This window comes from Rhodoferax sediminis (assembly GCF_006970865.1).
In the GTDB taxonomy this organism is placed as follows: Bacteria; Pseudomonadota; Gammaproteobacteria; order Burkholderiales; family Burkholderiaceae_C; genus Rhodoferax_A; species Rhodoferax_A sediminis.
In genome coordinates, this window is sequence record NZ_CP035503.1 from 1,135,651 (window position 1) to 1,156,348 (window position 20,698).

Sequence of the window (20,698 nt, forward strand, 5' to 3'; positions counted from 1 at the left end):
CTCCTGTTGGGTCTCAGATCACAAAAATCGAAGAGCCCGTGGTCTTGCGGGACTCCAGGTCGCGGTGGGCCTGCACGGCATCCTGCAGCGCGTAGCGCTGGTTGATCTCGATGCGGATGCGCCCTGCCGCCACATGGCCGAATACCTCGTCGGCCAGGGCTGCTTTCTCGGCCGGGTCGGCGATGTAGTCGGCCAGGGCCGGGCGGGTCAGGTACAGCGAGCCCTTGCGGGCCAGGATTTGCGGATCGAACGGCGGGATGGTGCCTGAGGCGGTGCCCACGCACACCATGAGGCCGCGGCGCTTGAGGGAGTCCAGCGACGCCTCGAACGTGCTGCGGCCCACGCTGTCGAAGACGACATTCACGCCTACCCCCTCTGTGAGCTCCCGCACCCGCTTGGCCACGTCTTCACGGCTGTAGTTGATGGTGTAGTCGCAGCCGTGGGCGCGCGCCACCTCGGCCTTCTTGTCGGTGGAGACGGTACCGATCACCGTCAAACCCAACAGCTTGGCCCACTGCGAGACGATCAGGCCCACGCCACCGGCGGCGGCGTGCAGCAGCACGGTATCGCCCGCCTTGAAAGGATGGATGCGGCGCATCAGATAGGCCGAAGTCAGGCCGCGCATGGTCATGGCAGCGGCGGTCTCGAAGGCGATCGCCTCGGGCAGCTTGATCAGCGGCTCGGCCGGAATCAGGCGCTCCGTGCTGTAGGCCCCCAGGGTGTTGATGAAGCCCGTGTAGGTGACGCGGTCGCCGGCCACGACGTTCGTCACGCCCGGGCCCACGGCTTGCACGACACCCGAGGCTTCGACCCCCATTCCATTGGGCAGCGGAATCGGGTAGGTGCCATTGCGGAAATAGGTATCGGCGTAATTCAGACCTACGGCGACGTGGCGGAGGCGGACCTGACCCGGCCCCGGCTCGCCCACCTCGATATCCTCGTAGCGCAGGACCTCGGGGGCGCCCGCTTCATAAAAGCGTACGGCTTTGGCCATGTTGCGTCTCCTTTTTTTGTGTTAACGGAATGGAGTGAACTGTAGAGATTGCGCAGCCCGCGCGCTTCGCAACTTGCGCCATGCACTTCGCATTTCATGCCAGAATGCCGATCGTCTCGACACCTTTAAGCTCATGACCACACTGGTTCGCGCTGCGGCGCTCACCAATTTTTTCGAGGTGGCCCGCGATCTGGGGTACAACCCGCAAGACGCTCTGCGCCGGGCGGGCCTCAACCGTGCACTACTGGAAAATCCGGAACAGCGCATCCCGGTCGAAGCAGCGGTGGCGCTACTCGAGGACGTAGCCCGGTCCTCGGGGTGCCTGACCTTTGGCCTGCGCATGGCGGAGTCGCGCCAGCTATCGAACTTCGGCGTCGTGAGCTTGCTGATCAGCCACCAGGCCACGCTGCGCGATGTGTTGACCACCACCATGCAGTACCGCCACTTGCTCAACGAATCGTTGGCGATGCAGGTCGAAGATGCCGGCAGGATGGTCATTGTGCGCGAGGAAATCGTATCTGAGGCCCCGGCCCGGCAGTCGATCGAACTCGCTATCGGCGTGCTGTTCCGCATGTGTGCGGCACTGCTGGGGCCACGCTGGCGGCCCTACAGTGTCAACTTCAGCCATGACGCGCCACCGGAGTTGAGCCTGCACCGGCGCCTGTTCACCTGTCGGCTCGAATTTGGCAGCGAATTCAATGGCATCGTGCTCGCGGCCGCCGATCTGGATGCCCCCAACCCCTCGGCCGACCCGGCCATGGCGCGCTATGCGCAGCGCTTCGTCGAGTCCCTGCCACGCGTTAACGAGCCGTCCGTCGTGCTGGAAGTACGCAAGGCGATTTACCTCATGTTGCCGTCGGGCCGCGCCACCATCGACTATGTTGCTCAAGGCTTGGGACTGAGCGTGCGCACGCTGCAGCGCCAGCTCGACGAGGCGGGCGCGAGCTTCACCGAGCTGCTCGACGAGGTGCGGTGCGAACTGGCGCAGCGCTACATGGACAACCCCCAGTACAACCTGGCACGCGTCTCCGAACTGCTGGGCTACAGTACCCCCAGTTCCTTCACGCGCTGGTTCGCGGCCCAATTCGGCGCCGCCCCTGCGGCCTGGCGCGCGCGGCGCAAGCGCCCGGCGCCTTGAGCGCCAGCCTCAGGGTGGCGGCAGCTGCGGTAAACGACGCGACTGTGTGACGCTGCGGCCGAAGGCAGACCGGAACCAATGACTAAAGGCACTGGGCGCCGAAAAGCCCAGCAGGGCGGCCACCGCGCTCAGGGGCAGGTCGCTGTCGCGCAGATGGCGCAGCACCAACTCCGAGCGCACCTCGTCGAGCAGTTCGGAAAAGGTTGTCCCCTCCGCGGCCAGGTGGCGGTGAATGGTGCGGCGGTCTACTTTCAGCTGCAGGGCAACCTGCTGCGCCGTGCAGCGCCCGTTCGGCAGCAGTGCCGCGATCAGTTGCCGCACCGTGTCACGCGCGCCCAGGCTGTGGCGCGACAAGGCGCGATCCAGGTGGTCGCGGGCGAACCGCGAGACGCTGGTATCGGCCTGCGCGTGCCGAGCCTGGAGGTCCGCCGCCGCGCACACCAAGCCATTGAACTCCTGGTTGAAGTCCACTCGCGCGCCGAAAAATGCACGGTGCCCCGCCAAGTCACACGGCGCACGGTGAACAAAACACACGCGCAAGGGCCGCCACTGGGGCCCGACCAGCTCGCGCACGATGCGAAACATCACCCCCACGGCCAGCTCCATGGGCTGACGCATGGACAGCGACTGCGAGCCCAGCATCTCCTCCCGTATCGTCACCGTACCGGCCGCATCCTCGATCCGCACGATCAAGGACGCGTTGAGCAAGCGCAGATAGCGACACAGTGTGTCCAGAGCCTGCCGGGGTGTGGGCTCTGCCTTAAGCACCAGGCTGATAGGGCCGAGGTTGGACAAGGTGCGCCGCGCCGCCAGGCGCAGGGCAAAGTCCTCCACGCCGGTCGCGTGCGCGCTGTTTTCCAGCAACTCCCGCACCGACTCCGTCGACACCAGGGTTTCGGGGTCATCCAGGCAGCGTGGCGACAGGCCAACCTGCCTCATCATGCTGTGAAAATCCAGGCTCAGCGACTGAGCCAAATCGATATAGTCGCTGAGGCTGGCACTGCGAAGAGGACTCATTAGGGTTGTCACCAGCTTGTCCCAATTTAGACAATCAATGTCCCAAATTATCAAGCAAATACGTCTATCTGTTTCTACTATCTGCGCCGCGACCTAATTGCGACACTGCATACTTTTGTTCAATAATTTTCTGAAACCCTTAGAGACTCACAATGAAAAAATCCCTAGTTGCTCTGGCTGCCCTCGCTCTTGTCGGTGCGGCCTCTGCCCAATCCTCAGTGATGCTGTACGGTGTTCTGGACGCAGACATCGCCCACTTCAGTCAAGGCGGTCTCAGCAAAACGATGTTGACCAGCAGCGGCAACTCTGGAAGCCTGCTCGGTTTCCGTGGCACGGAAGACCTGGGCGGCGGCTTGTCGGCCAATTTCTGGCTGGAAAGTACCTTACTCAGCGACACTGGCAGCGGTCTTGGTGGAGGGTTGACCTTCAATCGTCGCTCGACTGTCAGCTTGGCCAGTGATTTTGGTGAAATTCGCCTGGGTCGTGACTACACCCCGTCGTTCGTCAACCACTACGTGTTCGATCCGTTCCTCCTGAGCGGGCCTGGTGCCGGGAGCAACATTACCCTGGGCGGTGGCGCCAATGGTGTGGCTGGCGGCAATGCAGCTACCGCGGTCCGTGCCAACAACTCCATCCAGTATCTGTGGGGCTTTAACCCCAATGCCATTGCCGCCATTGGCAGCGGTGTGTACGCGCAACTGATGTACGCTTTCCCCGAGAACGTCAGTGGTACGCCAGCTCTCGGCCAATACACCGGCGGACGCCTTGGCTATGCCAATGGCCCGGTGAACGCGGCGATTTCCTATGCGCAGTCCAAAGGTACGCCCTATGCTGCCGATGTTGGGCGAGGTTACAGCACCTACAAGGAATTCAACCTGGCAGGGTCGTACAGATTCGGCTTGGGTCAGCTAATGGCCCACGTGGGCACGAACAACTCCGACGCCGCTGGCACCAAATACACTCATTGGGGGCTGGGTGCCACCATCAACGCCGGTCCCGGCTACATCCCGATCGCCTTCAACTCCATCAAGCAAAACAACGCAACCAGCGATGGTGCCGACCAGATTGCAGTGGGCTACGTGTACGCCCTGTCCAAGCGTACCGTCCTGTACGGGACGCTTGCTCACATCCATAACAAGAACAATGGCACCTACACCTTCTCGGGCTCTAACGGTGGCAACAACCCCGGCTTGCAGACAGCGTTTGGTGGCGGCATGTCGTTCGGTAACGGCACCGGCTACGCCGTTGGTCTGCGGACCAGTTTCTAGCCGGACGCTGGAGCCGCACCAGACAATCGGTGCGAGCTGGATCGGTCGCCCGCGGCGACACACCTGGCGTCGTCAAGCGTTACTTTTTCGCTCGCGGGGGTGCTGGCCGGCGGCGCGCGGCGCCGCGTGCGGCCCGGCTCTCCTTGGCGCTGCAACCGAATTGCGCGTGGTACCAGCGTGAGAGGCCGCTCGGCGCGGAAAAGCCGAGCAGGGTCGCCACCTCGGTCAACGGACGATCGCTCTCGACGACATGACGCACGGCGAGTTCCTTGCGGATGTCGTTCACCATCGACGAAAAGCTTTCCCCTTGTTCCGCCAGCCGGCGCTGGACCGTGCGGCACACCACGCCCAGATGCTCGGCCATCTGTTCGATGCTGCAGCGCCCACTGGGCAGCAGCAGCAAGATCGCGCGCCGCACGTCCTCGAGCATTGTCGCCCCTTGCAGCTTGGCCGACGCGTCCAGCAACTGCTGCGCGTAGCGCGCCATCGCCGGATCGGCCGACGGGTTGGGCGCATCGAGATCGGCTTTCGCGCAGATGATGCAGTTGCAGTCGTAGTCGAACTCCACGCAGCGGCCGAACAGCCGCAGATGCGCACTGACGTCGCGCGGCGCCGGATGCTCGAAGCACACGCGCCGCGGCTGCCAGTTGGCTCCGAGGAACTGGCGCATCAACCGCAGCATCACCCCAAGCGCCAGCTCGATCCTTTGGCGCGTGGGCTGCTGCGCGTTGCCAGCCATTAAGTCCTCGCGGATAACAACCAGTCCGGCGGCCTCCTCGATCATCAGCGACAGCGAACCATTGAGCAGCACCTGATAGCGCATCAGCACATCAAGCGAGTCGCGCAACGTCGCCTGGTCGCGGATCAGCATTCCCACCGCTCCAAGGTTGGACAGCAGGCGCGACTCGGCCATGCACAGTCCGAAACTCTCGTTGCCGGATGTGGTTGCCGATGCCTGGAGCAGTTGCCCGACACGCTCGACCGGAATCATGAGGTCCGGTTCGCGCAATACGCTCGGACTTAACCCCGCGTCAAAGAGCATCCGCATCGGGTCCAGTCCGGCGGCACGAGCGACCTCGCTGTAGTTGGTGAGGCTTGCGGCGCGGACAAGTGACGACATCGGGAAACCGAGTAGAAGATTGGCACCAAATGATAAATACCTGTCATGCATTGTCAAGCGGACAAAGTCCGCCGAACCCACACTCAGAGCATCGACTGGCGATTCGACAATACATGAGATCAACATGAAATCAACGGCCCCAACCGTCCTTATCGTTCCCGGCCTGCGCGATCATGTAAGCGAGCATTGGCAGACCCTGCTGGCGGCGCGCTTGGCCCAAGTGCGTACGGTCCCGCCCATGGGCCGTGAGGATCTCAACTGCGCCGACCGCGTCAAGGCCATCGAGCGCGAAATTGCTGCCATCAAGGGGCTCGTCGTGATTGTTGCGCACAGCGGGGGCTGCGTCATGGTGGCGCATTGGGCCAGGACCACGCGCCATGCGGATGCGGTGCGTGGCGCCCTGCTGGCCACACCCCCCGATTTCGACAGCCCCATGCCGGCCGGCTACCCGAGCCTGGACGCCTTGCAGGCGGGCGGCTGGCTGCCCGTGCCGCGCGAGCGCCTGCCGTTTCGCAGCCTGGTGGCGATGAGCCGCAACGACCCACTCGGAGCGTATGAGCGCGTGGGCGAGCTGGCCCAGGCCTGGGGTAGCGAGACGGTGGACCTTGGCAACGTCGGGCACCTCAACCCCGCATCCGGTTTTGGCGAGTGGCCCATGGCCGAGGTCTTGATACAACGGTTGACCACCGAGTAATTTATCGGTATTTAATAAATATTAGGAGACAAGCATGAATGTGATACCCGACAGTCCCAGGGCCGGCAACGACGACGACTACCTTATAAGCAAGCGGCAAGCCTGGTTTGCCTTTGCCATGACCTTCGGGCTCATGCTGTTCGATTACATCGACCGGCAGGTGATCGTCTCGCTGTTTCCCCACATCAAGAGCGAATGGCATCTGAGCGACAAACAGCTGGGTTCCCTGGTGTCCATCATTTCCATCGTGGTGGGGGTGGGCGGAATCCCGGTGGCGCTGCTGGCAGACCGCATCAGTCGTGTGAAGAGCATCGTTGTCATGTCCACCATATGGAGCCTGGCCACCATCTCGTGCATGTTCACGGCCAATTTCGGCCAGTTGTTTGCGGCGCGTGCCGTGGTGGGGGCCGGTGAAACCGGTTATGGCTCGGTGGGGGCTGCGCTGATCGCGACACTGTTTCCCAAACGCTTGCGCAGTACCGTGCTCGGTGCCTTCTTCGCTGCCGCATCGCTGGGCGCGGTACTGGGCGTGGTGCTGGGGGGCGTGATCGCGGCCCAGTGGGGCTGGAAGGCCGCCTTCGGCGTGGTCGGTGTGCCCGGACTTGTGCTGGCCCTGCTCTATCTGTTCGTGCGCGACTACAAGACCGTGGCTCTGACGCCAAAAGTGAGCCAAGTGAGCCTGGTGAGCCTGGTGAGCCAAGCGAGCCACCAGTCTCTGGGGGGAACTCTCAAGCATATCTTTGGCACGCTGGCGCGCACGCCCACGCTGTTGTGGGCCTGCCTCGCAGGGGCGATGCAACTGGTGACGATGTCGGCCGTCACGTCGTGGCTGCCCAGTTTCCTGAACCGCTTCCACAGCATGACCCCGGCGGCTGCAGGCAAGCAAACGGCGTTGGTGATATTGGTCAGCGCTGTTGGAGTCATCCTCTGGGGCATCGTGGTGGACCGCTTGGCACGTCGCACACCGCGCTACAAGCTACCCTTGCTGTCCGTGCTATGCGTGGTCACCTCAGTGATCTTCATGGAGGCGTTTGGTGGCAGCTACACGGGGGATGCACAGTTCAAGCTGATTGTTTTTGGTGGCTTCTTCATGACTTCCATCATGGGTGTGATCACCGGCATTGCCATGGACGTCATTCACCCGGGCATGCGCTCTACCGGCGCGGCCGTACTTGCCGTGATTCTGAATCTGTGTGGCCTGGCCGTGGGGCCGTTCCTGACGGGTGTCTTGTCCGATCAATGGGGTTTGCAGCAGGCACTGACCGTCGTTCCATTGTTCAGCATATTGGCTGCCGCGCTTTTCATCATCGCAATGCGCACTTATGACGCGGACGTGGCCCGGATCTCCGATGTGAAGCTGGATGTGGCGCCAGCCCTCACCGGCCACCTAAGCACCGACGCCGCAGCTTGATAGTGCTATGCCTTACACGACGGCGTGCGAGCACACGGTGATCTTGAAGGCCGGAAAACAACCGGATCATCCATATTCGTTATTTACAAGGAGACCACCATGCGAGTCGAACAACTGACCTGCTGCATCGGCGCCGAGATTTCGGGCGTCAACCTCGGTGATGCCGCGCGCGACGCGGACCTGTTCGCCGAAATCAAGGCGCTGCTGCTCAAGCACCGCGTGCTGTTCCTGCGCGACCAGGACATCAGCCGCGCCGAGCACGTGGCCTTTGCGCGCCGCTTTGGCGACCTGGAAGACCACCCCGTTGCCGGCAGCGACCCCGACCACCCGGGCCTGGTGCAGATCTACCGCAGCGACAAGCGCGAGAACTACGAGAACAACTACCACACCGATGGCATGTGGCGTTCCACTCCGACCATGGGCTGCGTGCTGCGCAGCATCGAGGTGCCGCCCGTCGGCGGCGACACCATCTGGGTCAACATGGTGGAGGCCTACAAGAATCTGCCCGAAGACGTGAAGAAGCGCATCAACGGCCTGCGTGCCAAGAGCAGCATTGAGCACAGTTTTGGAGCCGTCATGCCGGAAGAAAACCGCCTGGCGCTTGGGAGAGACAATCCCATGGTGGAGCATCCGGTGGTGCGCACTCATCCTGAGACCGGCGAGAAGGTGCTGTACGTCAGCAGCTTCACGACGCACTTCTCCAACTACCACACGCCCGAGAACGTGCGCTTCGGCCTCGACAAGACGCCCGGCGCCAGCCAACTGCTGAACTACCTGCTCAGCCAGGCCAGCATTCCCGAGTACCAGGTGCGCTTCCGCTGGAAGCCCAATAGCGTCGCGATCTGGGACAACCGCTCCACCCAGCATTACGCAGTGATGGACTACTGGCCCGCCCCGCGCAAGATGGAACGCGCCGCGATCATCGGCGACAAGCCGTACTGAGCGCCGGGCTCACCAAGCCCCTCCCTTGTTTCTTCCCTGATTCCCCATCTGTTGCTGGAGACATGCAATGAATTTTCTTGACGGCCACCTATATCCTGAGAACCAGCAGCCCTTGATCATCACGGCCGCCCCCTATGCGCCGGGGTGGCTGCCCTCCGACTTTCCCGAAGACATCCCGGTCACCATGGAAGCGCAGATCCAGAAGGCGGTGGATTGCTACGACGCCGGCGCCACCGTGCTGCACCTGCATGTGCGCGAACTCGACGGCAAGGGCTCCAAGCGCCTGTCCAAGTTCAACGAGCTGATCGCCGGCGTACGCAAGGCCGTACCCGAGATGGTGATCCAGGTCGGCGGCTCCATCAGCTTTGCCCCGGAGAACGAAGGCGAAGCCGCCAAGTGGCTGAGCGACGACACCCGTCACATGCTGGCCGAGCTCGATCCCAAGCCCGATCAGGTCACGGTGACGGTGAACACCTCGCAGATGAACGTCACCGAGCAGGCGGAACTGGCGGATTTCAAGGGCACCTCGCGCGAGAACCCCGCCATCTTCAACGCCTACAAGGAAATGACGGTGCCCGCGCAGCCCGGCTGGGTGGAAGAGCACATCCGCCGCCTCACCAAGGCCGGCATCCAGAGCGCCTTCCAGTGCTACAACATCAACAGCTTCGAGTCGGTGGAGCGCCTGATGCGCCGGGGCATCTACAAGGGCCCGCTGGTGATGAACTGGGTGGCGATTGGTGGCGGCATGGACAAGCCCAGCGTCTACAGCCTGGCCAACTTCGTGCGCGACGCGCCCGATGGCGCGGTGCTGACGGTGGAAAGCCACGTGCGCAACGTGCTGCCGGTGAACATGATGGGTATCGCGATGGGCTTGCATGTGCGCTGCGGCACCGAAGACGGCCTGTGGAACCAATCGCGCACCGCCAAGGCGAGCACCGTCTCGCAGATCGAGCAACTGGTGCGCATCTCGCGCGAGTTCGGTCGCCCGATCGCCACCGCCCGCCAAGCGCGCGAGATCAGCAAGATTGGCGTGTTCTACGACACGGTGGAAGAAAGCCTGCAGGCCAACGGCTTTGCTCCCAACCGCAACGGCGGGAATCAGGGTTTCCTGCGCAAGGCCGCCTGAATTTCATGAACAACCCAGCGCTTCCTCTCTCCGGCATCCGTGTGCTGGACCTTTCCCGTGTGCTGGCCGGCCCCTGGTGCGGCATGGTCCTGGGGGACTTTGGTGCCGAGGTGATCAAGGTCGAGCACCCGAAGCGGGGCGACGACACACGCGACTGGGGCTTGCGCGTCGGCTCGACGCAGACCGCCTACTTCAACAGCGTCAACCGCAACAAGCGTTCGGTGACACTGGACCTGCAGACCACCGAAGGCCAGCGGCTGGCGCTGGAGCTGGCCCGGCAATGCGACGTCGTGATCCAGAACTTCAAGTTCGGCGGTGTCGAGAAAATGGGTCTGGGCTTTGAGTAGGTCAAGGCGGTGCGGCCCGACGTGGTGTACTGCTCGATCTCGGGCTACGACCGCAGTGGCCCCGAGGCGGCGCGACCGGGCTACGACCTGCTGGTGCAGGGCGAGGCCGGCTTGATGGCCCTGAATGGCGAGGCCAACCAGCCGCCGCTGAAGTTCGGCGTGGCGGTGGTGGACCTGTTCACCGGCATGTACTCGGCCCAGGCGGTGCTGGCGGCGCTATTCGAGCGCCAGCGCACCGGGGAGGGTCGCCACATCGAGATGGCGCTGTACGACTGCGGCATCATGGTCACCGCCTACTATGGCCTCGAGGCGCTGCTGATGGAAAAAGATCCGCTGCGCTACGGCAACTCCCATCCTTCCATCGTGCCCTACGGCGTGTTCGACGCGGCCGATGGCCCGCTCGTCATCACCGTGGGCAACAACGGCCAGTTCGAGCGTTTCTGCCGCGAGGTGATCGAGCGCCCCGACCTGGCCGACGACGAACGCTTCACCACCAACGTGAAACGTACCGCCAACCGCGAGGCGCTGTTGCCGCAGATCCTGCGCGAGTTGCGGAGCCGCCCGCGTGCCTTGCTGTTGCAGCGCCTGGGGGGCGCCGGCATCCCCTGCGGCGAGGTGCTGGGCCTGCACGAGGCACTGACCTCCGAGCGCACGACGCGTGGCGGCCTGCTGACTCAGCAGCCGCACCCCGAAGCCGGCAGCGTACACGTGCCAGCGCCACCGTACCGCCTGGATGGCGAGCGCCTGCCGGTGCGCCGCGCGCCGCCGCTGCTGGGCGAGGGCACGCAGGACGTGCTGTCCGAGCTGCTCGGCCTGAGCGAGACCGAGCTGCAGCGCCCCAAGGCCGCAGGTGTCGTCTGACCCGCAGGACATCGTGATGTACGGCACGCCGGAGCAAGATGGCGCGGGCCGGCGGCCAGACGCCTAGCGCACCAGCCTGGCGCACAGGCCAAGGCGCGCTTCGGCGTCCAGGCTGATGCGCGCCACCAGGGTTGCCGCGTCCTCCACGCTGTGGATCAGGTCCACGGCCTCGCCGGCCCAGACCACGGTGGTGTCGAGATTGCCGTCGCCCATTGCCTCGTGGTAGGCCGTGCGCTCAATGGGAAGGGCTTCGATCAGTTCTTCTTCGCGGCCGCCCCAGCGCGTCACGAATTCATTGTGCAACGCGCGCCCGTAGTAGCCCTGAGGCCAGCCGTAGCCGCGCACGATGTCGAAGACGCGGGTGCGCAGCGTCTCGTGGCCGCGCGCCGCCACGATGCGCTGCTTGGCGCGCTGGCGCCCCAGCGCCTCGGTGCTGGCGTAAAAGCGGGTCCCGATGAGCGCACCGTGGGCCCCCAGCGCCAGCGCCGCCGCCAGGCCGCGGCCATCGGCGATGCCGCCGGCCGCGAGCACCGGTGTCGGCGTCACGGCATCGACCACGGCGGGCACCAGCGGCAGCGTGGCGCGGCCGCCGCCGTGGCCGCCGGCCTCAGTGCCCTGGGCCACGATGATGTCGGCGCCGGCCTCCTGCGCCAGCCGGGCCTCGTCCAGGTCCTGCACCTGGCAGATCAGCCGGCAGCCGGCTGCCTTGATGATGGCGCCGTAAGGCCGCGGGTCGCCAAAGGACAGCATTACGGCGTCGGGCTGATAGCGCAGCACCAGTTCGATCACGCCCAGGTCGACCGCCCAGGTGATCAGGCCGACGCCCCAGGGTTGCTGGGTGGCTTCCTTGGCGCGGAACATTTCCTTGCGCAGCCAGGCCGGATCGCCATAGCCGCCGCCCACCAGGCCCAGGCCGCCGGCGTTGGACACGGCGGCGGCGAGGTGCCCGCCCGAGACGCCGGCCATCGGCGCAAGAACAATCGGGTGACGCAGGGCGAACAGGTTGGTCAGTCCGGTCTCAATCATGGTGTTGCAGGTCCAGGGTCGCTTGCGCCTGCGGGTGGATGCGGCGCAAAAGAGGGAGCAAAGTGGGCGCGAGCGGCTGTCTTTATATCATGACGTGATACAGTTTGTCCATGAAAACCCAACCGGTGAAACTGCCCGTGCGCGCCATGCCCAAAGCCGAATTCGAAAAAATGGCGCAGCTGCGCTACCGGCTGCGCCGCTTCCTGCGTTTCAGCGAGGAGGCAACGCGCAAGTCGGGCGTGACGCCGCTGCAGTACCAGTTGATGCTGCAGATCAAGGGCTTTCCGGGCCGGGACTGGGCCACCGTGGTGGAGCTGGCCGAGCGCCTGCAGGCCAAACACAACGGCGTCGTCGCACTCGTGTCGCGCTGCGAGGCGGCCGGGCTGGTCAGCCGCAGCGCCAGCCAGAGCGACCTGCGCCGGGTCGAGGTGCGCCTGACGCCTCAGGGCGAGTTGTGCCTGGCGCGGCTGGCGCAACTGCACCGCAGCGAGCTGGCCTCGCTGCAGGCGCATCTGGGCCCGCCCGATCCGGCCAGGCCGCTACCGGCCGGCGGCCCCATGGCTTGAGCCGGCGCGCCTGGTGCAGGCTCAGCGCCGCCACACGCCGCGCGGTTTCGTGGCACGATGCGGCGCAAATCCCCTTCACCTCACCTTCAGGAGACCCGACATGACATCCATTACCAGCAAAGCGGTTCGCATCGACCAGCAGGGCGGCCCGGAACAGCTCAAGCTCGTCGAAGTAACCGTGGGCGATCCGCGCCCTGGCGAGATCCGCATCCGGCACCGCGCCATCGGTCTGAACTTCATCGACGTGTACCAGCGCGACGGCCTGTACCCGATGCCGGTGCCGCTGCAGCTCGGCATGGAAGCCGCGGGCGTGGTCGAGGCCGTGGGCGAGGGCGTGACCCACCTGCAGGTGGGCGACCGCGCCGCCTACGCCAGCCAGCCGCCCGGCAGCTACTGCGAAGTGCGCGTGATGCCCGCCAAGTGCGTGTGCAAGCTGCCCGATGCGATCTCGTTCGAGACCGGCGCGGCCATGATGCTCAAGGGCCTGACCGCGCAGTACCTGCTGAAAAAGACCCTGCCCCAAGGCGGGCTGCAGGCCGGCGACTTCGTGCTGTTCCATGCCGCGGCCGGTGGTGTCGGGCTGATTGCCTGCCAGTGGGCCAGGGCGTTGGGCCTGCAGCTGATCGGCACCGCCGGCTCGGACGCCAAATGTGCGCTGGCGCTGCAAAACGGCGCCGCGTTCGCCATCAACTACAGCACGCAGGACTTCGCCGCGCGCGTGAAGGAGATTACGGGCGGGCAGGGCGTCAAGGTGGTGTACGACTCGGTCGGCAAGGACACCTTTGAAAAATCGCTCGACTGCCTGCGCCCGTTCGGCCTGCTGGCCAGCTTCGGCAATGCCTCGGGCCCGGTGCCGCCGTTTGCGCCCGGCATCCTGGCCGCCAAGGGCTCGCTCTACATCACGCGCCAGACCCTGTTCCACCACATTGCCACGCGCGAGAGCACGCAGGCCATGGCCGACGACCTGTTCGCCATGGTGAGCAGCGGCCAGGTCAAGATCCACATTGGCCAGCGCTTTGCGCTGGCCGAGGTGCGGCAGGCGCACATCGCGCTGGAAGCGCGCAAGACCACCGGCTGCACCATCCTGACGCTGTGACGAAGTTGTTGCCGGATCCGGCCTGGCTGGCCGGGCTGCGCAGCGCTGCCAGCCAGCCGCCCTTGCGAGCGCGCGTGCCGTTGTGGGCGGGGGAGGTTGTCATCGGTTCGGTGGAGCCTGGATTTTTGAGCCAAATAGCATTCAAGCCCATACAGAATATGCACAGTGCGCTACAAAAAGTGGAGCATGACGGCGCCCCGGGCTGGCGCCTGACGGGAGACGTCACGGCCGGCCTCGATACCCTGGCGCGCGCCCTGCGGGACGCCGGCCTGGCCCACGTCTGGCGCAACGAGCAGCTGGCCGTGAACGGCAAGGCGGGCGAGCGCCTGGGCACGATCGAGCGCGCGGTGGTGCGTGCGCTGGGCATCACCACGCACGCGGTGCACCTGGTCGGGGCAAGCTTTGACGGCCGCGTCTGGGTGCAGCAGCGCGCACTCGACAAGCCGAACGACCCCGGCCTGTGGGATACCTTGGTGGGCGGCATGGTCGCGGCCCGCGATACGCGGCAGCAGGCCCTGGTGCGCGAGACCTGGGAGGAGGCGGGCCTGGCGCTCGATGCGCTGCAGGACGTCACCTACGGCGGCCGGGTCGGCATCCGCCGGCCGTCCGGCGCGCACGAAGAGCCCGGCTACACCGTCGAGGGGATCGATTGGTACCGCTGCACCGTGCCCGAGGCCCTGGTGCCCGTCAACCAGGATGGCGAGGTGGCGCGCTTTGCCTTGCTGGATCAGCGCGAGTTGCTCTGCAAAATGCAGCAAGGCGAATTCACGCTGGAGGCGGCGCTGATTCTGGCAGCGTGGTTCGAATCCTTGTGAATCGCCGGGGCGGGCGGCGTGGCGATAATCCATGGCTGCCTTGAATCAAGCGGGGTTCCCATGGAGCCTGTATCCACCACCAACAGAGTCCTGCCATGTTCCGGCCCCGCTTTTTGCCCGACAACTTCACGCTGGCCCTGGTCGCCACGGTCGCGCTGGCCAGCGTGTGGCCGGCGCGCGGTGCGCTGGGCGCCGATTTTGAAACCCTGACCGCCGTGGCCATCGGCCTGCTGTTTTTCCTGCACGGTGCCAAGCTCTCGCGCGAGGCCATCATCGCCGGCGCCACGCACTGGCGGCTGCACCTGCTGGTACTGGCCAGCACCTTTGTGCTGTTTCCAGTGCTCGGGCTGGCGCTCAAGCCGCTGCTGGCGCCGCTGGTCACGCCGCAACTGTACCTGGGCGTGCTGTTCCTGTGCATGCTGCCGGCCACGGTGCAGTCGGCCATCGCGTTCACCTCGATCGCGCGCGGCAACGTGGCGGCCGCCGTGTGCAGTGCCTCGGCCTCCACCCTGATCGGCATTTTCATCACGCCGGTGCTGGTGAGCCTGTTCGTGGTGCCGCACCGGGCAGGGGCAGCCAGCGCCTGGAGTTCGATTGGCCACATCATGCTGCAGCTGATGGCGCCCTTTGTCGCCGGGCAGTTGCTGCGCGGCTGGATCCATCCCTGGCTGGCACGCCACGGCGGCGCGCTCAAATTCGTCGACCAGGGCTCGATCCTGCTGGTGGTCTATACCGCATTCAGCGCTGCCGTCGTGCAGGGCTTGTGGAAGCAGGTGTCCTTCTCAAGCCTGGCCGGCCTGCTGGGGGTGTGTGCCGTGCTGCTGGCACTGATGCTGGGGCTGACCGGCTGGAGCGCGCGCCGGCTCGGCTTTACGAAGGAAGACGAAATCACCATCGTGTTTTGCGGCTCCAAGAAAAGCCTGGCCAGCGGCATTCCGATGGCCAAGGTGCTGTTTGCCTCGGGCGCCGTGGGTGCCGTCGTGCTGCCGCTGATGCTGTTTCACCAGATCCAGTTGATGGTCTGCGCGGTGCTGGCCCGGCGCTACGCCCGGCGTGCGCACGCGGCGTCCGCGCAGGACGCGGTGGTCACACCCTTGCGCTGAGGAGGCGGCGCAGGAGTTTGCGGGCTCGCGCCTGCTTCAGCTGCGGCGGTTGTCTTGGCCCAGCGCGGCGGTCTTGAGCCGGTTCGGCGCCAGTGCGCCGGCCGAATCGAGAATCGGGTAGGCGATCGAGCAGATGTGCGAGTTGATGCGCTTCAAGTCGCTGATCAGGTCGATGTGCAGTGAACTGGTCTCGATGCTCAGCACGCTGTTCTCGCTCAGGCGGTCCAGATGCGCCGTGGCGTAGCGCCGCTCCAGGTCGCGAAAGCGCATTTTTTCCTCGATCAGCCTTTGCGCATCGTGCACATTGCCGTTCAGGAACACGCTCATGCCCAGGCGCAGGTTGTCCACCAGGCGCGCGTGCAGCTCGGTGATCTCGGCCATGCCGGCCTCCGAGAAGCTGCGCCCCGGTTTGATCTTCTTGTCTTCCACATCGATGAGCACACGCTCGACGATGTCGCCGACCTGCTCCATGTTGATGGTGAAGCTGATGATGTCGGTCCAGCGCCGGCTCTCTTCTTCATCGAGCGCCTCGCGCGGGATCTTCGTCATGTAGTACTTGATGGCCGTGTACAGCTCATCCACCGTGTCGTCCATCTTGCGCAGCTCCTGGGCGAGGCGCAAGTCATTGGTCTTGATCACGGTGAGCATGCCATTCATCATGGTCTCCACCACATCGGCCTGGTGCAGGGCCTCGCGCGCGGCGCAGGAGATGGCCAGCGAGGGCATGGGCAGCGCCGACGGATCCAGGTGGCGCGGGCGCATCTGCGAGGCGGACGTGTCCGGCTTCTTCGGCAGCAGCCTGGCGACCAGGCGCGCCACCGGCTGCGTCAGGCCGATGAAGGCCACGCTCATGATGACGTTGAAGCCCAGGTGGAACAGCACCACACCGTGCGTGGGGCCGGGCAGAAGCGGCTGCACGTGGCGCAGCCACAGGCCGACGCAGGGCGCCATCAGCGCCACGCCCAGCATCTTGAACACCAGGTTGCCGACGCTGACCTGGCGCACCTCGACGGCAGACTTGGCGGTGGTCAGCACGGCGGCCAGGCCGCTGCCCAGGTTGGCGCCCAGCACCAGGCCCAGCGCCGCGTCCAGCGAGATCATGGAGGAGGCGGCCAGAGCCGCGATCAGCAGCACCACGGCCAGGCTCGAATAGGCCATGACGGCCAGCAGCATGCCCAGGATGATTTCGGTCAGCAGGTCGCTGCCGACCGAACCCAGCAGGGCGCGCACGGCGGGCGTGGCCAGCAGCGGCGCGGCGGACACCATGATCAGCTGCAGCGCCAGCAGGATCAGCCCCAGCCCGATCACGACCCGCCCGATGCGCCCGGCCAGCGTGTCCTGGCGCGTGAGGAACAGCACCACGCCGGTGAAAATGAACAGCGGCGAGAGCCAGGACAGATCGAACGAGAACAGCACGACCATCAGCGCGGTGCCGATGTCCGCCCCGCGCATCACGGCCAGCGCGGCCGGCAGCGTGATCAGGCCCTGACCGACGAAGGACGAGGTCATCAGCGAAGTCGCGGTGCTGGACTGCAGCAACGCCGTCACGCCGATGCCCGAGAGCGCCGCCGTGAAGCGGTTGCCCATGCTGTGCGCGAGCACCTGCCGCAAATTGCTGCCGAACGCGCGCAGCACCCCCGTGCGCACCAGCTGGGTGCCCCACACCAGCAGCGCGACGTCGGCGAACAGGTTGAGCAGGTCCTTCATGCGGCGCTAGCGGCCGCGTCGCACCCGGCGCAGCTCGTCGAGAATGAGGCAGGCCGCGCCCAGCGTGATGGCGCTGTCGGCCAGGTTGAAGGCCGGAAAGTGCGCACCGTGCCAGTGAAAATCGAGGAAATCGATCACATAGCTGTGCAGCAGCCGGTCCACCACATTGCCCACGGCACCGCCCAGAATGCAGGCCAGCGCGAACGAGAACAGCTTCTGGCCCGAATGCGAGCGCAGCAGCCACACGATCAGCAGCGCCGCGACCACGCCGATGGCGGTGAAGAACCAGCGCTGCCAGCCCGAGGCCGCCGCCAGGAACGAGAACGCCGCGCCGGCGTTATGCACCCGCACCACGTTGAAGAAGCTGGTGACCACGGTGCTAGCGCCGAGCTGGTAGTAGCCCAGGATCAGCACCTTGGTGAACTGGTCCAGGATCAGCACGGCGAGGGCCAGGCCCAGCCAGGGCAGCAGGCTGCCGGAGGATTTGACGAAGCTGCTCTTGGCCATTACGCAAACTCCCGCACTTCACCCGCGCCGAACAGGTTGCTGGTGCAGCGAGTGCACAGCGTCGGGTGCGCCGGGTCGTGGCCGACGTCAAAGCGGTAGTGCCAGCAGCGCTCGCATTTGGTATCAATACTGGCTGTAGCCTTTATCTGAAGCTCATCAGACGCTACCAAATCAATAGCGGATGTGATGAACACGAACTTCAGGTCGTCCCCGAGACTGGCGAGCAGGGCATGGTCTTCGGCGCCCACTGCCAGGAACACATTGGCCTGCAATGACGAGCCGACCTGGCCGTCCGCGCGCAGGGCTTCGATGTCCTTGTTCACGGCGTCGCGAAGTTCGCGGATGCGCGACCATTTGGCCAGCAGATCGGCATCGGGTGCGGCCAGTTCGCTGTAGGTTTCCATGAAGATGGACTCGCTCTGGCCTGCGAACTTCCACGCCTCCTCGGCGGTGAAGGAGAGGAACGGCGCCATCCAGCGCAGCATGGCCTGGGTGATGTGCCACAGCGCGGTTTGCGCACTGCGCCGCGCCAGCGACTTCGGGGCCGTGGTGTAGAGCCGGTCTTTCAGGATGTCGAGGTAGAACGAGCCCAGGTCTTCGCTGCAATAGATCTGCAGCTTGGACACGACCGGGTGGAATTCATACACCTTGTAGTGCGCCAGGATGTCGGCCTGCAGCTGCGCGGCGCGGGCCAGCGCGTAGCGGTCGATCTCCAGCATCTGGTTCAGGGGCACCGCGTCGGTCGCGATGGCGAAGTCGCTGGTGTTGGCCAGCAGGAACTTCAGCGTGTTGCGCACGCGCCGGTAGGTGTCCACGACCCGCGCGAGGATTTTGTCGTCGCCGGCGATATCGCCCGAGTAGTCGCTGGCGGCCACCCACAGGCGGATGATTTCGGCGCCCAGCTTCTTCGACACGTTCTGCGGGTCGATGCCGTTGCCCAGCGACTTGCTCATCTTGCGGCCCTGGCTGTCCACCGTGAAGCCGTGCGTCAAGAGACCACGGTAGGGCGCGCGGTCCTCCATTGCGCAGGCGATCAGGAGCGACGAATGGAACCAGCCGCGGTGCTGGTCGTGGCCTTCGAGGTAGAGGTCGGCCTCGGGGCCGCTCTCGTGGTGATTGTCCGGGTGCGTGCCGCGCAGCACATGAAAGAAGGTCGATCCCGAGTCGAACCAGACCTCGAGGATGTCGGCGCTCTTGGTGTAGTGCGGGGCATCTTGCGCACCCAGGATCTCTTCGGCCGTCACGCGGCTCCAGGCCTCGATGCCGCCATGCTCGACGATGTCGGCGGCCTGGTCGAGGATCTCCATGGTGCGCGGGTGCAGCTCGCCCGAATCCTTGTGCAGGAAGAACGGGATCGGCACGCCCCAGCTGCGCTGGCGCGAGATGCACCAGTCGGGCCGGCCCGCGATCATGTCGCGCAGGCGCGCCTTGCCGTTTTCCGGATAGAAGCGCGTCTGCTCGATGGCGTCGAGCGCGAGCTGGCGCAAGGGCTTGGGCGCCTTGTCCTTGGTGAACACACCAACGCCTTCGTCCATGCGGATGAACCACTGGGCCGCGGCGCGGTAGATCACCGGCGTCTTGTGGCGCCAGCAGTGCGGGTAGCTGTGGCTGATGGTCGCGGTGGCGAGCAGGCGGCCGGCGTTCTGCAGCGCCTCGATGATGACCGGCACCGCCTTCCAGATGTTCTGCCCGCCGAACAGCGGAAAGTCGGGTGCGTACGAGCCGTTGCCCTGCACCGGATTCAGGATGTCGTCGTAGGCCAGCCCGTGCGCGACGCAGGAGTTGAAGTCGTCCAGGCCGTAGGCCGGCGAGGAGTGCACCAGGCCCGTGCCGTCGTCCGCCGTGGCGTAATCGGCCAGGTAGACGGGCGACAGGCGCCGGTAGCCCGCATCGGCGTCATACAGCGGGTGCTCGAATTCGAGACCGCCGAGCCGCTTGCCCTGGGTCGTGGCCAGCACGGTGCCGGCCAGATGGTAGCGCTGCAGGCACTGCTCGACCAGCGAGGCGGCCAGGATCAGCAGGCCGCGCGCGGTATCCACCAGCGCGTAGTCGAGCTCGGGGTTCAGGTTGATCGCCTGGTTCGCGGGAATCGTCCACGCGGTGGTGGTCCAGATGACGGCAAAGGCATCCTTCTCCAGCGCGGGAAGGCCGAACGCCGCCGCGAGCTTCGCGGGTTCGTGCGCCCTGAACGCCACATCGATGGTCTGGCTCTTCTTGTCGGCATACTCGATCTCGAACTCGGCCAGCGAGGAGCCGCAGTCGAAGCACCAGTACACGGGCTTGAGTCCGCGGTACACGAAGCCGCGCTCGATCACGCGCTTGAAGGCGCGCAGCTCACCGGCCTCGTTGGCGAAGTCCATCGTCTTGTACGGATGGTCCCATTCGCCCAGCACGCCCAGGCGCTGGAAGTCGGCCATCTGCTGCGCGATCTGCTCGGTGGCGTAGGCTCGGCTCTTGGCCTGCATCTCGTCGCGGCTCAGGTTGCGGCCGTATTTCTTCTCGATCGCGTTCTCGATCGGCAGGCCGTGGCAGTCCCAGCCCGGCACGTAGAGCGCATCGAAGCCTTCGAGCTGGCGCGCCTTGGTGACCATGTCCTTGAGGATCTTGTTGACCGCGTGGCCCATGTGGATCTGGCCATTGGCGTAGGGCGGGCCGTCGTGCAGGATGAATTTCGGTGCGCCGTGGCGCGCGTCGCGCAGGCGCTGGTACAGACCCTGCTCGTTCCATTCCCGGGCCCAGCCCGGCTCGCGCTTGGGCAGGTCGCCGCGCATCGGGAATGGGGTGTCGGGCAGATTCAAGGTGCTGCGGTAATCGGTTTTGGCAACGGGATCAGCGGGAGTGTTATCGGTCATGGCCATGCCTTAATGAGCTTGTCGTTCCGGCGCACGGGCCGGAATCCGGAAAAGGGGTTGCGCGAGGGGGCTTGCGGGGCTTGCGAAATGGCCTTCGCAAGGGCGGCC

General features: G+C 65.3%; 17 protein-coding genes and 1 pseudogene. 11 read left to right on the forward strand and 7 right to left on the reverse strand.

Annotated elements, in window-relative coordinates; translation table 11 throughout:
* Positions 1-13: 13 nt before the first annotated feature.
* Complete coding sequence (locus EUB48_RS05485) at positions 14-994, reverse strand: quinone oxidoreductase family protein (RefSeq protein ID WP_142817970.1); 981 nt, start codon at positions 992-994, stop codon at positions 14-16.
* Positions 995-1,127: 133 nt separating this feature from the next.
* On the opposite strand from EUB48_RS05485, the gene EUB48_RS05490 reads away from it, so the two are divergent.
* Positions 1,128-2,132 carry an AraC family transcriptional regulator gene (locus EUB48_RS05490; protein ID WP_142817971.1) on the forward strand — a complete coding sequence of 335 codons (1,005 nt, stop codon included), beginning with the start codon at positions 1,128-1,130 and terminating at the stop codon, positions 2,130-2,132.
* Positions 2,133-2,141: 9 nt separating this feature from the next.
* On the opposite strand, the gene EUB48_RS05495 is transcribed toward EUB48_RS05490, so the two are convergent.
* Positions 2,142-3,149: an AraC family transcriptional regulator gene (locus EUB48_RS05495; protein WP_142817972.1), complete on the reverse strand. Its 1,008-nt coding sequence runs from the start codon at positions 3,147-3,149 to the stop codon at positions 2,142-2,144.
* A gap of 152 nt (positions 3,150-3,301) precedes the next feature.
* Here EUB48_RS05495 and EUB48_RS05500 point away from each other — a divergent pair, with 152 nt between their 5' ends.
* The gene (locus EUB48_RS05500) at positions 3,302-4,417 is read left to right on the forward strand and encodes a porin (RefSeq protein ID WP_142817973.1); all 1,116 of its coding nucleotides are present in this window, start codon (positions 3,302-3,304) and stop codon (positions 4,415-4,417) included.
* Positions 4,418-4,496: 79 nt separating this feature from the next.
* Here the strand turns inward: EUB48_RS05500 and EUB48_RS05505 are convergent, their stop codons facing one another.
* Positions 4,497-5,537, reverse strand: a complete 1,041-nt coding sequence (locus EUB48_RS05505) for an AraC family transcriptional regulator (protein WP_142817974.1) — start codon at positions 5,535-5,537, stop codon at positions 4,497-4,499.
* Between the two features lie 124 nt (positions 5,538-5,661).
* On the opposite strand from EUB48_RS05505, the gene EUB48_RS05510 reads away from it, so the two are divergent.
* The 5 genes and pseudogenes from EUB48_RS05510 (at position 5,662) to EUB48_RS05530 (ending at position 10,918) form a co-directional block, all read left to right on the forward strand.
* Positions 5,662-6,231, forward strand: coding sequence for an RBBP9/YdeN family alpha/beta hydrolase (locus EUB48_RS05510; RefSeq protein ID WP_142817975.1), 570 nt, complete (start codon positions 5,662-5,664; stop codon positions 6,229-6,231).
* A gap of 34 nt (positions 6,232-6,265) precedes the next feature.
* Positions 6,266-7,642, forward strand: coding sequence for an MFS transporter (locus EUB48_RS05515; protein WP_142817976.1), 1,377 nt, complete (start codon positions 6,266-6,268; stop codon positions 7,640-7,642).
* 99 nt (positions 7,643-7,741) lie between these two features.
* Positions 7,742-8,584: a TauD/TfdA dioxygenase family protein gene (locus tag EUB48_RS05520; RefSeq protein WP_142817977.1), complete on the forward strand. Its 843-nt coding sequence runs from the start codon at positions 7,742-7,744 to the stop codon at positions 8,582-8,584.
* Positions 8,585-8,651: 67 nt separating this feature from the next.
* Entirely contained in the window at positions 8,652-9,710 is a 1,059-nt protein-coding gene (locus EUB48_RS05525; RefSeq protein ID WP_142817978.1) for a beta-keto acid cleavage family enzyme, read from the forward strand.
* Positions 9,711-9,715: 5 nt separating this feature from the next.
* A pseudogene (locus EUB48_RS05530) lies at positions 9,716-10,918 on the forward strand (CaiB/BaiF CoA transferase family protein).
* A gap of 63 nt (positions 10,919-10,981) precedes the next feature.
* Here EUB48_RS05530 and EUB48_RS05535 read toward each other — a convergent pair.
* Complete coding sequence (locus EUB48_RS05535; protein WP_142817979.1) at positions 10,982-11,944, reverse strand: NAD(P)H-dependent flavin oxidoreductase; 963 nt, start codon at positions 11,942-11,944, stop codon at positions 10,982-10,984.
* A 110-nt stretch (positions 11,945-12,054) separates the two neighbouring features.
* Here EUB48_RS05535 and EUB48_RS05540 point away from each other — a divergent pair, with 110 nt between their 5' ends.
* From EUB48_RS05540 to EUB48_RS05555, 4 genes are all read left to right on the forward strand, one after another.
* Positions 12,055-12,510: a MarR family winged helix-turn-helix transcriptional regulator gene (locus tag EUB48_RS05540; protein ID WP_142817980.1), complete on the forward strand. Its 456-nt coding sequence runs from the start codon at positions 12,055-12,057 to the stop codon at positions 12,508-12,510.
* Between the two features lie 100 nt (positions 12,511-12,610).
* A complete protein-coding gene (locus tag EUB48_RS05545) occupies positions 12,611-13,606 on the forward strand; it encodes a quinone oxidoreductase family protein (protein ID WP_142817981.1) in 996 nt (331 codons plus the stop codon).
* Positions 13,603-14,421, forward strand: coding sequence for an NUDIX hydrolase (locus EUB48_RS05550; RefSeq protein WP_210411696.1), 819 nt, complete (start codon positions 13,603-13,605; stop codon positions 14,419-14,421). Before EUB48_RS05545 ends, EUB48_RS05550 begins: the two co-directional genes overlap by 4 nt.
* A gap of 95 nt (positions 14,422-14,516) precedes the next feature.
* Entirely contained in the window at positions 14,517-15,524 is a 1,008-nt protein-coding gene (locus EUB48_RS05555; protein WP_142817982.1) for a bile acid:sodium symporter family protein, read from the forward strand.
* A gap of 36 nt (positions 15,525-15,560) precedes the next feature.
* Here the strand turns inward: EUB48_RS05555 and EUB48_RS05560 are convergent, their stop codons facing one another.
* The 3 genes from EUB48_RS05560 to ileS are packed head-to-tail and all read right to left on the reverse strand — an operon-like array spanning position 15,561 to position 20,590.
* Entirely contained in the window at positions 15,561-17,231 is a 1,671-nt protein-coding gene (locus tag EUB48_RS05560) for a Na/Pi cotransporter family protein (protein WP_142817983.1), read from the reverse strand.
* 6 nt (positions 17,232-17,237) lie between these two features.
* The gene (gene lspA, locus EUB48_RS05565; RefSeq protein ID WP_142817984.1) at positions 17,238-17,738 is read right to left on the reverse strand and encodes a signal peptidase II; all 501 of its coding nucleotides are present in this window, start codon (positions 17,736-17,738) and stop codon (positions 17,238-17,240) included.
* Positions 17,738-20,590 carry an isoleucine--tRNA ligase gene (gene ileS, locus EUB48_RS05570; RefSeq protein ID WP_142817985.1) on the reverse strand — a complete coding sequence of 951 codons (2,853 nt, stop codon included), beginning with the start codon at positions 20,588-20,590 and terminating at the stop codon, positions 17,738-17,740. The genes lspA and ileS overlap by 1 nt, the downstream gene beginning before the upstream one ends.
* Between the last annotated feature and the right edge of the window lie 108 nt (positions 20,591-20,698).

Coding starts and splice junctions, on each gene's coding strand:
- EUB48_RS05485 (WP_142817970.1), bottom strand. CDS start 994: ATGGCCAAAGCCGTACGCTTTTATGAAGCGGGCGCCCCCGAGGTCCTG.
- EUB48_RS05490 (WP_142817971.1), top strand. CDS start 1,128: ATGACCACACTGGTTCGCGCTGCGGCGCTCACCAATTTTTTCGAGGTG.
- EUB48_RS05495 (WP_142817972.1), bottom strand. CDS start 3,149: ATGAGTCCTCTTCGCAGTGCCAGCCTCAGCGACTATATCGATTTGGCT.
- EUB48_RS05500 (WP_142817973.1), top strand. CDS start 3,302: ATGAAAAAATCCCTAGTTGCTCTGGCTGCCCTCGCTCTTGTCGGTGCG.
- EUB48_RS05505 (WP_142817974.1), bottom strand. CDS start 5,537: ATGTCGTCACTTGTCCGCGCCGCAAGCCTCACCAACTACAGCGAGGTC.
- EUB48_RS05510 (WP_142817975.1), top strand. CDS start 5,662: ATGAAATCAACGGCCCCAACCGTCCTTATCGTTCCCGGCCTGCGCGAT.
- EUB48_RS05515 (WP_142817976.1), top strand. CDS start 6,266: ATGAATGTGATACCCGACAGTCCCAGGGCCGGCAACGACGACGACTAC.
- EUB48_RS05520 (WP_142817977.1), top strand. CDS start 7,742: ATGCGAGTCGAACAACTGACCTGCTGCATCGGCGCCGAGATTTCGGGC.
- EUB48_RS05525 (WP_142817978.1), top strand. CDS start 8,652: ATGAATTTTCTTGACGGCCACCTATATCCTGAGAACCAGCAGCCCTTG.
- EUB48_RS05535 (WP_142817979.1), bottom strand. CDS start 11,944: ATGATTGAGACCGGACTGACCAACCTGTTCGCCCTGCGTCACCCGATT.
- EUB48_RS05540 (WP_142817980.1), top strand. CDS start 12,055: ATGAAAACCCAACCGGTGAAACTGCCCGTGCGCGCCATGCCCAAAGCC.
- EUB48_RS05545 (WP_142817981.1), top strand. CDS start 12,611: ATGACATCCATTACCAGCAAAGCGGTTCGCATCGACCAGCAGGGCGGC.
- EUB48_RS05555 (WP_142817982.1), top strand. CDS start 14,517: ATGTTCCGGCCCCGCTTTTTGCCCGACAACTTCACGCTGGCCCTGGTC.
- EUB48_RS05560 (WP_142817983.1), bottom strand. CDS start 17,231: ATGAAGGACCTGCTCAACCTGTTCGCCGACGTCGCGCTGCTGGTGTGG.
- lspA (WP_142817984.1), bottom strand. CDS start 17,738: ATGGCCAAGAGCAGCTTCGTCAAATCCTCCGGCAGCCTGCTGCCCTGG.
- ileS (WP_142817985.1), bottom strand. CDS start 20,590: ATGACCGATAACACTCCCGCTGATCCCGTTGCCAAAACCGATTACCGC.